The sequence below is a fragment of the Pantoea sp. E2023-21 genome, assembly GCF_051302795.1.
GTDB classification, from domain to species: domain Bacteria; phylum Pseudomonadota; class Gammaproteobacteria; order Enterobacterales; family Enterobacteriaceae; genus Pantoea; species Pantoea ludwigii_A.
This window is the reverse complement of record NZ_CP195344.1, coordinates 3,195,367-3,210,858: the sequence shown is the minus strand read 5'-3', so window position 1 is coordinate 3,210,858 and position 15,492 is coordinate 3,195,367. Positions and strand designations below refer to the sequence as shown.

The 15,492-nt window shown below is 51.3% G+C and carries 9 protein-coding genes, 1 tRNA gene and 3 rRNA genes; 10 read left to right on the top strand and 3 right to left on the bottom strand.

All coding sequences use genetic code 11. The annotated features are described in order from the left end of the window. Positions 1-363: 363 nt before the first annotated feature. The 4 genes from ACRQ84_RS15115 to rrf all read left to right on the top strand — a co-directional run bounded on the left by ACRQ84_RS15115 (position 364) and on the right by rrf (position 5,407). Positions 364-1,906: ribosomal RNA gene (locus tag ACRQ84_RS15115) — 16S ribosomal RNA — on the top strand. An 87-nt stretch (positions 1,907-1,993) separates the two neighbouring features. Next, positions 1,994-2,068, top strand: a tRNA-Glu gene (locus tag ACRQ84_RS15110). 213 nt (positions 2,069-2,281) lie between these two features. Further along, a 23S ribosomal RNA gene (locus ACRQ84_RS15105) occupies positions 2,282-5,189 on the top strand. 102 nt (positions 5,190-5,291) lie between these two features. Beyond that, positions 5,292-5,407, top strand: a 5S ribosomal RNA gene (gene rrf / locus ACRQ84_RS15100). The 16S, 23S and 5S rRNA genes sit together here with 1 tRNA gene alongside, the layout of an rRNA operon. A 75-nt stretch (positions 5,408-5,482) precedes the next feature. On the opposite strand, the gene mobB is transcribed toward rrf, so the two are convergent. Both mobB and mobA read right to left on the bottom strand, forming a co-directional pair. Then, a complete protein-coding gene (gene mobB, locus ACRQ84_RS15095) occupies positions 5,483-5,986 on the bottom strand; it encodes a molybdopterin-guanine dinucleotide biosynthesis protein MobB (RefSeq protein WP_483816480.1) in 504 nt (167 codons plus the stop codon). Then, the gene (gene mobA, locus ACRQ84_RS15090; protein WP_483816479.1) at positions 5,983-6,558 is read right to left on the bottom strand and encodes a molybdenum cofactor guanylyltransferase MobA; all 576 of its coding nucleotides are present in this window, start codon (positions 6,556-6,558) and stop codon (positions 5,983-5,985) included. Before mobA ends, mobB begins: the two co-directional genes overlap by 4 nt. Positions 6,559-6,630: 72 nt before the next feature. Here mobA and ACRQ84_RS15085 point away from each other — a divergent pair, with 72 nt between their 5' ends. The 4 genes from ACRQ84_RS15085 to polA all read left to right on the top strand — a co-directional run bounded on the left by ACRQ84_RS15085 (position 6,631) and on the right by polA (position 11,755). After that, positions 6,631-6,906: a YihD family protein gene (locus ACRQ84_RS15085; protein WP_483817935.1), complete on the top strand. Its 276-nt coding sequence runs from the start codon at positions 6,631-6,633 to the stop codon at positions 6,904-6,906. Positions 6,907-6,952: 46 nt separating this feature from the next. Further along, entirely contained in the window at positions 6,953-7,939 is a 987-nt protein-coding gene (locus ACRQ84_RS15080) for a serine/threonine protein kinase (protein WP_483817934.1), read from the top strand. Positions 7,940-7,965: 26 nt separating this feature from the next. Continuing rightward, entirely contained in the window at positions 7,966-8,595 is a 630-nt protein-coding gene (gene dsbA / locus ACRQ84_RS15075; RefSeq protein WP_064741564.1) for a thiol:disulfide interchange protein DsbA, read from the top strand. Positions 8,596-8,962: 367 nt separating this feature from the next. Then, a complete protein-coding gene (gene polA / locus ACRQ84_RS15070; RefSeq protein WP_483816478.1) occupies positions 8,963-11,755 on the top strand; it encodes a DNA polymerase I in 2,793 nt (930 codons plus the stop codon). Positions 11,756-12,150: 395 nt separating this feature from the next. Here polA and yihA read toward each other — a convergent pair whose 3' ends face one another. Further along, positions 12,151-12,792 carry a ribosome biogenesis GTP-binding protein YihA/YsxC gene (yihA, locus tag ACRQ84_RS15065; protein WP_064741562.1) on the bottom strand — a complete coding sequence of 214 codons (642 nt, stop codon included), beginning with the start codon at positions 12,790-12,792 and terminating at the stop codon, positions 12,151-12,153. 555 nt (positions 12,793-13,347) lie between these two features. Between yihA and yihI the strand changes: the two genes are divergently transcribed. Both yihI and hemN read left to right on the top strand, forming a co-directional pair. Continuing rightward, positions 13,348-13,869 carry a Der GTPase-activating protein YihI gene (yihI, locus tag ACRQ84_RS15060; RefSeq protein WP_064741560.1) on the top strand — a complete coding sequence of 174 codons (522 nt, stop codon included), beginning with the start codon at positions 13,348-13,350 and terminating at the stop codon, positions 13,867-13,869. A 236-nt stretch (positions 13,870-14,105) separates the two neighbouring features. Next, complete coding sequence (gene hemN, locus ACRQ84_RS15055; RefSeq protein ID WP_483816477.1) at positions 14,106-15,479, top strand: oxygen-independent coproporphyrinogen III oxidase; 1,374 nt, start codon at positions 14,106-14,108, stop codon at positions 15,477-15,479. Positions 15,480-15,492: the final 13 nt, after the last annotated feature.

Below are 15,492 nucleotides of genomic sequence, written 5' to 3'. Positions count from 1 at the left end.
CAATAAACCCTTGTCAGCTCCGAATAACTCCCTATAATGCGCCACCACTGAGACGGCAAAGCGGCAACGCAGACGGCTCAGCAGGGAGTGAGGAAATTCACCCCGCCGGATGAAAACGCTGAAAAAAGTGTTTGACTCCGAAGGAGGAAAGCGTAATATACGCCACCTCGCGACAGACGGTTAACCCGCTGCTCGCAACGCTCTTTAACAATTTATCAGACAATCTGTGTGGGCACTCGCAGGATTGATATCAGCGTCTCCGGACGCAAAAAAATATCAAGTCTCACGAGTGAACACATAATGAAATTCATTATGACGTTTTACAGATGAGCATCGCTTAACTTGTTTAAGCAAATCAAACTTAAATTGAAGAGTTTGATCATGGCTCAGATTGAACGCTGGCGGCAGGCCTAACACATGCAAGTCGAACGGTAGCACAGAGGAGCTTGCTCCTTGGGTGACGAGTGGCGGACGGGTGAGTAATGTCTGGGAAACTGCCCGATGGAGGGGGATAACTACTGGAAACGGTAGCTAATACCGCATAACGTCGCAAGACCAAAGTGGGGGACCTTCGGGCCTCACACCATCGGATGTGCCCAGATGGGATTAGCTAGTAGGTGGGGTAATGGCTCACCTAGGCGACGATCCCTAGCTGGTCTGAGAGGATGACCAGCCACACTGGAACTGAGACACGGTCCAGACTCCTACGGGAGGCAGCAGTGGGGAATATTGCACAATGGGCGCAAGCCTGATGCAGCCATGCCGCGTGTATGAAGAAGGCCTTCGGGTTGTAAAGTACTTTCAGCGGGGAGGAAGGCGGTGAGGTTAATAACCTTACCGATTGACGTTACCCGCAGAAGAAGCACCGGCTAACTCCGTGCCAGCAGCCGCGGTAATACGGAGGGTGCAAGCGTTAATCGGAATTACTGGGCGTAAAGCGCACGCAGGCGGTCTGTCAAGTCGGATGTGAAATCCCCGGGCTTAACCTGGGAACTGCATTCGAAACTGGCAGGCTAGAGTCTTGTAGAGGGGGGTAGAATTCCAGGTGTAGCGGTGAAATGCGTAGAGATCTGGAGGAATACCGGTGGCGAAGGCGGCCCCCTGGACAAAGACTGACGCTCAGGTGCGAAAGCGTGGGGAGCAAACAGGATTAGATACCCTGGTAGTCCACGCCGTAAACGATGTCGACTTGGAGGTTGTTCCCTTGAGGAGTGGCTTCCGGAGCTAACGCGTTAAGTCGACCGCCTGGGGAGTACGGCCGCAAGGTTAAAACTCAAATGAATTGACGGGGGCCCGCACAAGCGGTGGAGCATGTGGTTTAATTCGATGCAACGCGAAGAACCTTACCTACTCTTGACATCCAGAGAACTTAGCAGAGATGCTTTGGTGCCTTCGGGAACTCTGAGACAGGTGCTGCATGGCTGTCGTCAGCTCGTGTTGTGAAATGTTGGGTTAAGTCCCGCAACGAGCGCAACCCTTATCCTTTGTTGCCAGCGGGTTATGCCGGGAACTCAAAGGAGACTGCCAGTGATAAACTGGAGGAAGGTGGGGATGACGTCAAGTCATCATGGCCCTTACGAGTAGGGCTACACACGTGCTACAATGGCGCATACAAAGAGAAGCGACCTCGCGAGAGCAAGCGGACCTCATAAAGTGCGTCGTAGTCCGGATCGGAGTCTGCAACTCGACTCCGTGAAGTCGGAATCGCTAGTAATCGTAGATCAGAATGCTACGGTGAATACGTTCCCGGGCCTTGTACACACCGCCCGTCACACCATGGGAGTGGGTTGCAAAAGAAGTAGGTAGCTTAACCTTCGGGAGGGCGCTTACCACTTTGTGATTCATGACTGGGGTGAAGTCGTAACAAGGTAACCGTAGGGGAACCTGCGGTTGGATCACCTCCTTACCTGAAGATACCTTCCCGCGTAGTGCTCACACAGATTGTCTGATAGAAAGTAATGAGCAAGACGGCTGCGAAGTCGTGACACATCGTGTCCCCTTCGTCTAGCGGTTAGGACTCCGCCCTTTCACGGCGGCAACAGGGGTTCGAATCCCCTAGGGGACGCCACTTGCTTGGTGACAGGTGAAAGGTGTCTCCACGAAATATCTCAAAACTGACGTAACCGTCATGTTTGAGATATTGCTCTTTAACAATCCGGAACAAGCTGAAAATTGAAACGACGTGTTGGCTCATTTCTCCGTAATAAGAAATGAATAACGACATGTTCGAGTCTCTCAATGCCTGCAGTCCCAAGCGTTGCAAAACGCCTGTGGGTTGTGAGGTTAAGCGACTAAGCGTACACGGTGGATGCCCTGGCAGTCAGAGGCGATGAAGGACGTGCTAATCTGCGTAAAGCGTCGGTAAGGTGATATGAACCGCTACAGCCGACGATGTCCGAATGGGGAAACCCGGTGCACTCAGTGCATCATCGCAACATGAATACATAGTGTTGCGAGGCGAACCTGGGGAACTGAAACATCTAAGTACCCAGAGGAAAAGAAATCAACCGAGATTCCCCCAGTAGCGGCGAGCGAACGGGGAACAGCCCAGAACCTGAATCAGTTTGTGCGTTAGTGGAAGCGTCTGGAAAGTCGCGCGATACCGGGTGACAGCCCCGTACACGAAAGTGCACATTCTGTGAGTTCGAAGAGTAGGGCGGGACACGTGGTATCCTGTCTGAATATGGGGGGACCATCCTCCAAGGCTAAATACTCCTGACTGACCGATAGTGAACCAGTACCGTGAGGGAAAGGCGAAAAGAACCCCGGCGAGGGGAGTGAAACAGAACCTGAAACCGTGTACGTACAAGCAGTGGGAGCCTTCATTTATGGGGGTGACTGCGTACCTTTTGTATAATGGGTCAGCGACTTATATTCTGTAGCAAGGTTAACCGTATAGGGGAGCCGCAGGGAAACCGAGTCTTAACTGGGCGTTAAGTTGCAGGGTATAGACCCGAAACCCGGTGATCTAGCCATGGGCAGGTTGAAGGTTGGGTAACACTAACTGGAGGACCGAACCGACTAATGTTGAAAAATTAGCGGATGACTTGTGGCTGGGGGTGAAAGGCCAATCAAACCGGGAGATAGCTGGTTCTCCCCGAAAGCTATTTAGGTAGCGCCTCGTGAACTCATCTTCGGGGGTAGAGCACTGTTTCGGCTAGGGGGCCATCCCGGCTTACCAACCCGATGCAAACTGCGAATACCGAAGAATGTTATCACGGGAGACACACGGCGGGTGCTAACGTCCGTCGTGAAGAGGGAAACAACCCAGACCGCCAGCTAAGGTCCCAAAGTCATGGTTAAGTGGGAAACGATGTGGGAAGGCACAGACAGCCAGGATGTTGGCTTAGAAGCAGCCATCATTTAAAGAAAGCGTAATAGCTCACTGGTCGAGTCGGCCTGCGCGGAAGATGTAACGGGGCTAAACCATGCACCGAAGCTGCGGCAGCGACACTATGTGTTGTTGGGTAGGGGAGCGTTCTGTAAGCCGTTGAAGGTGTGCTGTGAGGCATGCTGGAGGTATCAGAAGTGCGAATGCTGACATAAGTAACGATAAAGCGGGTGAAAAGCCCGCTCGCCGGAAGACCAAGGGTTCCTGTTCAACGTTAATCGGAGCAGGGTGAGTCGACCCCTAAGGCGAGGCTGAAAAGCGTAGTCGATGGGAAGCAGGTTAATATTCCTGCACTTGGTGTTACTGCGAAGGGGGGACGGAGAAGGCTAGGTTATCCGGGCGACGGTTGTCCCGGTTTAAGCGTGTAGGCTGACACCTTTGGTAAATCCGGGGTGTCTTAAGGCTGAGGCGTGACGACGAGCCACCACGGTGGTGAAGTAACTGATGCCCTGCTTCCAGGAAAAGCCTCTAAGCTCCAGGTAACACGAAATCGTACCCCAAACCGACACAGGTGGTCAGGTAGAGAATACCAAGGCGCTTGAGAGAACTCGGGTGAAGGAACTAGGCAAAATGGTGCCGTAACTTCGGGAGAAGGCACGCTGGCGCGTAGGTGGAGGGACTTGCTCCCCGAGCCGAAGCCAGTCGAAGATACCAGCTGGCTGCAACTGTTTATTAAAAACACAGCACTGTGCAAACACGAAAGTGGACGTATACGGTGTGACGCCTGCCCGGTGCCGGAAGGTTAATTGATGGGGTTATCCGCAAGGAGAAGCTCTTGATCGAAGCCCCGGTAAACGGCGGCCGTAACTATAACGGTCCTAAGGTAGCGAAATTCCTTGTCGGGTAAGTTCCGACCTGCACGAATGGCGTAATGATGGCCAGGCTGTCTCCACCCGAGACTCAGTGAAATTGAAATCGCTGTGAAGATGCAGTGTACCCGCGGCAAGACGGAAAGACCCCGTGAACCTTTACTATAGCTTGACACTGAACATTGAGCCTTGATGTGTAGGATAGGTGGGAGGCTTTGAAGCGTGGACGCCAGTCTGCGTGGAGCCAACCTTGAAATACCACCCTTTAATGTTTGATGTTCTAACGTAGGCCCGTAATCCGGGCTGCGGACAGTGTCTGGTGGGTAGTTTGACTGGGGCGGTCTCCTCCCAAAGAGTAACGGAGGAGCACGAAGGTTGGCTAATCCTGGTCGGACATCAGGAGGTTAGTGCAATGGCATAAGCCAGCTTGACTGCGAGAGTGACGGCTCGAGCAGGTGCGAAAGCAGGTCATAGTGATCCGGTGGTTCTGAATGGAAGGGCCATCGCTCAACGGATAAAAGGTACTCCGGGGATAACAGGCTGATACCGCCCAAGAGTTCATATCGACGGCGGTGTTTGGCACCTCGATGTCGGCTCATCACATCCTGGGGCTGAAGTAGGTCCCAAGGGTACGGCTGTTCGCCGTTTAAAGTGGTACGCGAGCTGGGTTTAGAACGTCGTGAGACAGTTCGGTCCCTATCTGCCGTGGGCGCTGGAGAATTGAGGGGGGTTGCTCCTAGTACGAGAGGACCGGAGTGAACGCACCACTGGTGTTCGGGTTGTCATGCCAATGGCATTGCCCGGTAGCTAAGTGCGGAAAAGATAAGTGCTGAAAGCATCTAAGCACGAAACTTGCCCCGAGATGAGTTCTCCCTGACTCCTTGAGAGTCCTGAAGGGACGTTGAAGACTACGACGTTGATAGGCCGGATGTGTAAGCGCAGCGATGCGTTGAGCTAACCGGTACTAATGACCCGTGAGGCTTAACCTTACAACGCCAGAGGCGTTTTGGTCTGAGAGACCTGAAATTTTCAGCTTGTTTTACCGGATAGATTTGCGCGGCCCGCGAGGGCGGCGTGAGCAAAAGAATTTGCCTGGCGGCTTTAGCGCGGTGGTCCCACCTGACCCCATGCCGAACTCAGAAGTGAAACGCCGTAGCGCCGATGGTAGTGTGGGGTCTCCCCATGCGAGAGTAGGGAACTGCCAGGCATCAATCAGGTGAAGAAGCCCCGAACGGAAGTTCGGGGCTTTTTTACATCTGCAGATCGGAAAAACCATCCCAATTCATTGAGTTCTCAGCCACTGAGAAATAAAATCAGCAACATATTCCGGCTGATTGATGTCCAGCATCGGCAAATTCAGTTCTAAATCCTCATCGGTTGCCACTGCAATTACATAACCATCCAGTAAATCCTCAATCTCACCTTTAACGTCACGCCGCCAAAGCGCAATTTTGGGCAGCAGCTCATCTTTAAAACCCTCAACTAAAACCAGGTCTAACGTCGAGCTATCCATTCTCGAGGCTAATTGCATCAGGCTTAATGGTTTATCGGGCGTATCGACCATCAACGCCCACCGCTGATTACTAGCAACGATCACCTGGTCTGCCCCGGCTTTGCGGAGTAGATAACTGTCTTTACCCGGTGTATCGATGTCCATTTGATGATGCGTATGTTTAATTAGGCCCGACCGGATTCCTTGCCTTTTCAGTAGCGGAATCACTTGCTCGAGCAACGTGGTTTTTCCAGTTCCGCTCCAGGCAGAAATAGCCAACAAAGGCACGCTCATAACAATTTTTCCTCATTCACTAAATCATCTGGCGTATTGATATTACGGAATGCCGATTCTGCCTCTAAAAGCGTAACGGCATGCCCGCCATGCTCATGTAAAAACTGCATCAAACGTCGCTCGCCCCGCAGCAGCCAGGCCTCAAGATCATCAGCAAGCGCACAATTGACGAGCGCTAATGCAGGATGATCACGCTGAGAGGACTTCACCCAAACTGCGGGCGCATCGCCACGCTGATGCCATAAGCGTGCAACAAAATCAGTGGGAATCCAGGGAGTATCGCAAGCGCAAAAAGCCACCCAATCTGTTTTACTTTGGCGTAAACCACTGAGCATGCCAGCCAGCGGTCCGGGATAGTCTGGCAAGGAATCAGTAACAACCTGACAACCACTTGCCTGATAGCGATCAATGTTACGGTTAGCGCTTATCAACACAATATTGACTTGCGGCCGGAATCTCCGCAAAACGTGCTGATAAAGTGGTTCGCCCTGTAACATTAGCAGCCCTTTATCCTGGCCCCCCATGCGACTGCCTTGCCCACCTGCGAGGATTACGCCGGTAAATGCTGTCATCTTCGTCTCCTTGCTTCATTCTGGACGATACTTGATTAGCGGCAGCGTACCATCTGCATAAAGGAATCAATGATGAAATATCACCGACTCAATGAACTGCTCGAGCTCCTGCAACCCGCATGGCAAAAGGATGAAGATCTCAACCTGCTGGCATTTTTACAAAAACTGGCGCAGGAATCTGGTTTCAGTGGCCCATTAAGTGAATTAACCGATGATGTATTGATTTACCATCTCAAAATGCGTGATGCAGACAGCCAGAGTGCCATTCCCGGCCTGAAAAAGGATTATGAAGTGGACTTCAAAACCGCGCTATTACGCGCACGCGGTGTGATTAAGGATGATGAGTAGTGTTATCCTTGCGCATTAATCGCAAAGGTAACACACAGGCAAAATGATGAGCGAAGCCGCCTTTAATTTCCAGACGCTGAATCCCGATGTCATTCTTGATGCACTTTGGGATGCGGGTCTGCGTGTCGAATCAGGCTTAACCGCCCTCAATAGCTATGAAAACCGCGTCTATCAATTCAGCGATGATGATAAACGCCGCTATGTGGCTAAGTTTTATCGTCCGCAACGCTGGAGCGCACAACAGATCCTCGAAGAACATCAGTTCACGCAGGATTTATTAGACGACGACGTACCGGTTGCCGCGCCGCTCATTCTGCAGGATTGCACGCTAAATCATCATGCCGGCTTTATGTACGCGGTCTTCCCCAGTTTAGGGGGGCGACAATATGAAACCGACAATGAAGATCAGATGGAATGGGTTGGCCGCTTTCTGGGACGCATCCATCAAACTGCAAAGCAAAGCCTGTTTCAGCAGCGTCCGACTTTCGGCCTCGAAGAGTATGTGTTTCAACCGCGCCAGGAACTGGAACAAAGTGCATTAGTACCGGCTTCTCTTAAAGACTTGCTGCTTGCTGCCGTTGATAAGCTGAGCGCTACGCTGCAGCAGCGCTGGCATAGCCAATGGCAGCCGTTAAGGTTGCACGGTGATTGCCATCCCGGCAACATTCTGTGGCGTGATGGCCCAATGTTTGTCGATCTTGATGATGCCCGTAACGGGCCGGCAGTGCAGGATTTGTGGATGCTGGTCAATGGCGATCGCCAGGAACAGTTGATTCAATGGGATATTTTGCTGGAAGCCTATAATGAATTCGGTGATTTTGATTTACATGAATTGTCACTGATTGAGCCTTTACGCGCTATGCGCATGGTTTATTATTTGGCCTGGGTGGTACGCCGCTGGCAGGATCCCGCTTTTCCGCGCGCTTTTCCCTGGATGACAGATGAGGATTTTTGGCGCCGGCAGATTGCATTATTTATCGAGCAGGAAAGGCTGTTACACGAACCGCCGTTGCAGCTTAGCCCGCAATATTAATGAAGTACTCAGGAGATTGTTTCACGATGAAAAAGATCATGTTTGCGCTGGTAGGTTTAATGCTGGCATTTGGCGCCTCAGCGGCACAGTTCAACGAGGGTAAGCAATTCGTCACTTTGCCAAAGCCAGTGGCGGGTGAGCCACAGGTACTGGAGTTCTTCTCCTTCTTCTGCCCGCATTGCTACCAGTTCGAACGCGTTTATCACGTGAGCGATGCAGTGAAAAAGAACCTTCCAGCAGACACGAAAGTGACCAAATACCATGTTGATTTCCTCGGTGGTCAATTCGGTCCGATCGTCACTCAAGCGTGGGCTGTTGCCATGGCGCTGGGTGTAGAAAGCAAAGTCACTGCACCGATCTTTGACGGCATTCAGAAAACCCAAACCGTTACCGATGCAGCAAGCCTGAAAGAGACCTTTATTAAAGCGGCAGGTATCTCTTCTGAAGATTACGATGCTGCCTGGAACAGCTTCGCCGTAAAAGCGCTGGTTGCACAGCAGCAGAAAGCGGCAGCAGACGTCAATCTGCAGGGCGTGCCAGCGATCTTTGTTAACGGCAAATATATGGTTAACAATGGCGGTCTCGATACCAGCTCAATGGACAACTTCGTTGCCGATTACGCCAACGTAGTGAAGTTCCTGGTAGAAAAGAAGTAAATTAGCTTTTAGAACGCCGGCACTGTCGGCGTTTTTTTATTGCTTTTTTGTCTTACTCATACGCTGTATTTATTAACCCTTTGCTTAATATCCACATGAACGATCATCTTTTCATTTAGTCGAGCAAGGTCACGATAAGCTTATAACTTAATGATTTTATTATTTATTTAATATTAAAGTAGTATCAATTAGCGTAAATAACAATACGTTATGATTTTTACGCACAAACTTATCCACAACTTGATCCTTGCGATCCGTCCCGCGTAACCACGAAAAAGATCCTGACTTCCTCGAGTGCATTCAACATTCTCCTCCGGTTGTGGCATCCTTATAGCCCTCATTATCGCAACGAAGAAAATACGAACCTATGGCGCAAATTGCAGAAAATCCCCTGATTCTGGTCGACGGCTCTTCATATCTGTACCGTGCATATCATGCCTTTCCGCCGCTAACGAACAGTGCAGGCGAGCCAACTGGCGCCATGTATGGTGTGCTCAACATGCTGAAAAGCTTGTTGATGCAATATCAGCCAAGCCATGTGGCTGTGGTCTTCGATGCGAAAGGTAAAACCTTCCGCGATGAGCTGTTTGAGCACTACAAATCCCACCGTCCGCCGATGCCTGACGATCTGCGCGCGCAGATTGAGCCCCTGCATGAAATGGTGAAAGCGATGGGCTTGCCGCTGTTGGCGGTTTCCGGCGTTGAGGCGGATGATGTCATCGGTACGTTGGCACAAGAGGCGGAAAAACTCGGTCGCCCGGTGTTAATTAGCACCGGCGATAAAGATATGGCGCAGTTGGTGACGCCGGCGATCACATTGATCAATACCATGACGAATACCGTGCTGGGCCCAGAAGAGGTCGAGCAGAAATATGGCGTGCCGCCAGCGCTGATTATCGATTTCCTCGCCATGATGGGCGACAGCTCGGACAACATTCCCGGCGTGCCGGGCGTGGGTGAGAAGACCGCCCAGGCTTTGTTGCAAGGCTTGGGCGGCATGCAGTCAATCTATGACAATCTTGATAAAGTCGCCGATCTCTCATTCCGCGGCGCGAAAACCATGGCGGCGAAGCTGGAGCAAAATCGCGATGTCGCTTTCCTGTCCTATCAGCTGGCAACCATCAAAACCGACGTTGAGTTAGATCTAACGTGCGACCAGCTCGTCGTTAACGAACCTAATGTAGAAGCACTGCAAACCCTATTTAGCCGTTATGAATTTAAGCGCTGGATCGCTGATCTGCAGGATGGCTCATGGTTGCAACAAGGCAAGAAGAGCAACACGAAGGCGCAGAAGTCGCAGCTTAGCGAACCCGCTGCGCCCGTTGCTGAAGCAACCAGCGTGCTCTCTGCGGATGGCTACGTCACGATCCTTGATGAAGCGACATTTGCCGAGTGGTTGAAAAAGCTAAAAAGCGCCGAGCTTTTCGCTTTCGATCTCGAGACCGACTCGCTGGATACCTTAAGCGCCAATATTGTCGGCATTGGGTTTGCCGTCGCGCCGGGTGAAGCGGCTTATCTGCCTGTTGCCCACGATTATTTAGACGCCCCAGATCAGTTGGATCGTAGCGACGTGCTGAAACAGCTAAAACCACTGCTGGAAGATGGCAAAGCGGCAAAGGTTGGGCAGAATCTCAAATACGATCGCGGCGTACTGAAGAATTACGATATTGAACTGAACGGCATCAAATTTGACACCATGCTGGAGTCTTATTGCCTGAACAGCGTGGGCGGTAAACACGATATGGATAGCCTGGCCGCGCGCTGGCTGAACCACAAAACGGTGACTTTTGAAGAGATTGCAGGCAAAGGCAAAAATCAGCTCACTTTTAATCAGATTGCTATCGAGCAAGCGGGCCATTATGCGGCGGAAGATGCCGATGTCACGCTGCAATTGCATCTGAAGATGTGGGAGAAGCTGGAGCCGGAAGCGGGACCAAAACAGGTATTTGAAGAGATTGAAATGCCATTGTTGAAGGTGATATCGCGTATTGAGCGCAACGGTGTGCTGATCGACCAGAATATCCTTGCGAATCACTCACAGGAGCTGACCACGCGCGTGGCTGAGCTGGAGCTGAAAGCGCATGAGTTGGCGGGAGAACCGTTTAACCTCTCTTCACCTAAACAACTGCAAACTATCCTGTTTGAAAAGCAGGGTATCAAACCGACCAAAAAAACGCCGGGCGGCGCGCCGTCGACCAGTGAAGAAGTGCTAGCTGAACTGGCGCTTGATTATCCATTGCCAAAAGTCATTCTTGAGCATCGTGGTTTATCGAAGTTGAAATCGACGTATACCGATAAACTGCCGCTAATGATCAATCCGGTAACGGGTCGCGTACACACGTCTTATCATCAGGCGGTAACGGCAACGGGACGACTCTCATCTACCGATCCTAACCTGCAGAATATTCCCGTACGCAATGAAGAGGGGCGCCGTATTCGGCAGGCGTTTATTGCCGGGCCGGGTAATCGTATTGTTGCCGCGGACTACTCACAGATTGAACTGCGCATCATGGCGCATCTGTCGCAAGACAAAGGCTTATTGGATGCGTTTGCTCAGGGTGAAGACATCCACCGTGCTACTGCATCAGAAGTGTTTGGTGTTGCGTTAAGCAACGTTTCGGGTGAGCAGCGTCGCAGTGCCAAAGCGATCAACTTTGGTCTGATCTACGGTATGAGCGCATTTGGTCTTTCTCGCCAGCTGAATATCGGCGCGGGCGAGGCGAAGAAATATATGGATCTCTACTTTGAACGCTATCCGGGCGTGCTGCGTTATATGGAAGAGACGCGTTCGAAGGCGGCAGAGAAGGGATATGTAGAAACGCTCGATGGTCGTCGCTTGTGGCTGCCAGATATCACCTCAAGCAATGCCATTCGCCGTAAAGCGGCTGAACGTGCGGCGATCAATGCCCCAATGCAAGGCACCGCAGCAGACATCATTAAACGCGCGATGATTGCGGTGGATGGCTGGCTGTTACAGCAAAAAGACGATGCCGTGCGCATGATTATGCAGGTACATGATGAACTGGTATTTGAGATTCGTAGCGATGCGGTGGATAGCGCCATTAAAACCATCCGTGATCTGATGGAGAACAGCATGAAGCTGGATGTGCCGCTGCAGGTGGAAGTAGGAACCGGCGATAACTGGGATGAGGCACATTGATCATGCTGGTTTAGCGGTATTTACCTGCCGCTGACATCATCATAAGAAAAAAGTTTACTTAATCGGTTCAGCAACACCAAAAAGCGGTCTATTAAATGCGCGTTTTGTAACTGCTTATCGGCTAAGCATTTTTTTAGTAATTAAACTACATTGCACGTACGAAAGTGTGATGAACTTAGTAAAAAAGATGTCGAAAGCTGAAACTTAACAACAAAAAACCCTTTGTGGGGCGCGGAAAATCAGGTAAAGTTTGTCGCGTAGGGTACAGAGGTAAGATGTTCTATCTTTCAGACCTTTTACTTCACGTAATCGGATTTGGCTGAATATTTAGCCGCCCCAGTCATTTATGACTGGGGCGTTTTTTATTGGGCTTTTTCTCAAAAGCCGCAACAAAATTACTCTGCTTGTTCTTCGCCGTCGCCTTCTTGCGCTGGCTCCAGTTCGCTGAACCAGCTATCCAGTTTATTGCGCACGATATCAACGCCCATCTTCTTCAGTGACGAAAACATTTCCACCTGCACGTCGCCGTTAAAGGCTAATGACGCTTCGCGCACCATCGTCAGCTGGGCTTTACGCGCGCCGGATGCCAGCTTGTCTGCTTTGGTCAGCAACACCAACACGGGAATCTGGCTCTGAACGGCCCATTCAATCATGTTCTGATCGAGGTCTTTCAGCGGATGGCGAATATCCATCAATACCACCAGACCTTTCAACGCCTGGCGTTTTTGCAAATATTCCGCTAGCGAGCGCTGCCATTTACGCTTCATCTCTTCCGGAACCTGGGCATAGCCATAACCGGGCAAATCGACCAGACATTTCCCTTCAACCACTTCAAACAAGTTAATGAGCTGAGTACGACCTGGCGTTTTACTGGTACGTGCCAGGCCTTTCTGGTTAGTGATGGTGTTTAGCGCGCTGGATTTGCCTGCATTCGAGCGCCCGGCAAAAGCAACTTCAATACCCACATCCGCCGGTAAGTGGCGAATATCGGGGGCGCTGAGCATGAAATGGGTCATGTGATAGTTCAAAGCAGACAAAGTGAAACTCCAGCAAAATGAATCGGGCAATTGGGTTGATTATACCTGTAATGGCGCAAAAGTACCCGATAGCGTCTAAACACGTCATTTTGTAAGAGATCTATGATTTTTACTGCCAGCGATTACCGCTTCATGGAATATTAACAATCCATTTAAATGTTGTTTTTCAATTGGTTAAATTTATTGTGGCAAATACCACTCTAAAATAGAGACAAGTCTCACTTGTTCATTTTACCTATTAGTCTACATTTGTTGTCAGTGCACGGCAGCACCCATCAGGATGATGAGCTCAGGAGTGTCGGGGATGACCAAGAGCATGGCGGGAAGCGATTCAGGCAGGAATCGGATAAGGACAGGGATTAATCGCAGGAGCGATGTGGCGATGGAGCAACCGGGACGTTGTGAGCCGTAAAGGATATATAACGTGTTTCCTTCGTATGAAGGTGCGATAAAAGGCGATAGCATAGGCTATCGCCTTTTTTCTTTGCTTACTTTCTGCTAGATTTCGCCGCAATTCTATACTGAACTCACAAAGCACCGCCGAGACCGGACATCATGAAGCAACCTGCATCAGCCCCGCGTGGCAAACCTGCTGCGAAAGCCAAACGCAAATCGCGTGAAGACCTCAATCAGGAAGCGCGCGATCGCAAACGCGATAAAAAGCACAGCGGCCTAAAATCTGGCAGCCGTGCTAATCCGGAAACGCAAACCGCTGGCAAAGGTCAGGGTAAAAAAGCGCAGGATCCGCGCCTGGGAAGCAAAACACCGATCGCATTAGTCGCAGATGGGAAAACCCAGCCGGCGAAAAAGCCGGAAGCTAAACCAAAGCCAAAAGCGGAAAAAACGCGTCTGACGCCACAAGAAGAGCTGGCTAAGCTGGAAAATGACGAACGCCTGGACACGTTGCTGGATCGCCTGGAAAACGGTGAGACCCTGAGTGGCGAAGATCAGGCCTGGCTGGATCAAACCCTGGACCGCATTGACGAACTGATGGAAACACTGGGCATCGCGCTGGATGACGAAGTGGAAGATGAGCAGGCCGAAGAAGATATGATGCGCCTGCTAAAAGGTAATTAAGGCAAATTTTGATCGGCATGCGTTTTCACGCATGCCGCGCTGAACAGGTATTCACCTATGTTTTGGCCTGGATCAATTTTCGCGCTGCTGCTGACATGTTATCTGATCTGGTTATTGTTTAAACTACGCCGCCTGTCGCGTCTGAAGTCGCGTTTACGTCGGCGTTCAGCCCATCGCTTCGTCCACTCTTCTGCTACGCGACCCTCTCTCAAACGACGTCACCGTAAGGAGTGAGCATGTCATCGCAGCAGATTGATTGGGATCAGCGCCTCATCGAAAAATACAATTACGCTGGCCCGCGTTATACCTCTTATCCCACCGCGCTCGAGTTCAGTGAGAACTTTGGTGAGGCAGATTTTCAGCAAGCGGCCGTTCGCTATGCCGAACGCCCGCTGTCACTGTATGTGCATATCCCGTTCTGTCATCGTCTCTGCTACTTCTGTGGCTGCAATAAAATTGTGACGCGACAGCTGCACAAAGCCGATCGCTACCTCGATGTGCTGGAGCAGGAAATCCGCCAGCGAGCGCCCTTGTTTGCGGGGCGCTGTGTCACTCAACTGCATTGGGGCGGCGGTACGCCAACATTTCTTAATAAACAGCAAGTGAGTCGGCTGGTGGCGCTGCTACGCGATCATTTTACGATTGCCGATGATGTCGAAATGTCGATCGAGGTTGATCCGCGTGAAATCGAGCTGGAGATGATCGATCATCTACGCGCGGCAGGGTTTAATCGTCTGAGCATGGGCGTGCAGGACTTCAATAAGGCGGTGCAAGAGCGCGTTAATCGCGTGCAGGACGAAGAAACCATCTTTGCTCTGGTGCAGCGTGCGCGGGAGCAGGGCTTCCGTTCGGTTAGCCTCGATCTGATTTATGGCTTGCCGCTGCAAACGCCGGAGAGCTTCGCCTTCACCTTACAGCGCGTTATTGCGCTCAATCCCGATCGCCTCAGCGTCTTCAACTATGCGCATATGCCAACGCTGTTCGCTGCGCAGCGCAAAATTAAAGATGATGAGCTGCCGGGCGCGGCACAGAAACTGCAAATCCTACAGGAAACCATCGCCACCTTAACCGGCGAAGGTTATCAGTTTATCGGCATGGATCACTTTGCGCGTCCGGATGATGAATTGGCGGTCGCACAACGCGCCGGTGAACTTCATCGTAACTTTCAGGGCTACACCACGCAGGGCGAAACCGATCTACTCGGTTTGGGTGTCTCGGCCATCAGCATGCTGGGCGACAGTTATGCGCAAAATCACAAAGAGCTAAAAGCCTATTACAGCGATGTTGAACAGCGCGGCAATGCGCTATGGCGTGGGCTCACGTTGAGTGATGATGATTGCCTGCGTCGCGATGTGATCAAAGCCTTAATCTGCAATTTTGCGCTGGATTTTGCCGCGTTAGAAGCGCAATGGCCGATCGCGTTCGAAGCGTACTTCGCCGAGGATTTAGCGTTGTTAGCGCCGCTGGTGGCAGATGGCTTGGTGGAACAGCGCGGTCGCAGCCTGCACGTTACTGGCATCGGCCGTTTGCTGATTCGTAACATCTGCATGTGCTTCGATGTTTATATGCGCCAAAAGGTGCGCATGCAGCAATTTTCACGCGTGATATAAAAAAGCCGGGGAG